Genomic DNA, 219 nt, shown 5'->3' on the forward strand with positions numbered 1-219 from the left:
TGTGGGGTGTCCGGAATGATGATGCCACCAAGGGTCTTTTCTGCGCGGGTCAGGCGACGAACCACAACACGGTGGTGCTGGGGACGAAATGTCGTCATGGATCTCTCCTGTTTAAGCCACGCCCTAAAAAAGAAGCGACGTGACAGGTTAGGCGCTCATTAATAGCAGCGGTGTTAGCACTCCCCATTGAGGAGTGCCAAAGAGGTAGTATTTCCCCCC

The 219-nt window shown here is 54.3% G+C and carries 1 pseudogene; it reads right to left on the reverse strand.

What is annotated here, in order from left to right:
• Positions 1–98 (reverse strand): annotated as a pseudogene (locus KB213_RS12540) (co-chaperone GroES); the annotation flags it as partial.
• Positions 99–219 lie beyond the last annotated feature (121 nt).

The sequence above is a fragment of the Neokomagataea anthophila genome, from assembly GCF_018122595.1.
Classification (GTDB): Bacteria; Pseudomonadota; Alphaproteobacteria; order Acetobacterales; family Acetobacteraceae; genus Gluconobacter; species Gluconobacter anthophilus.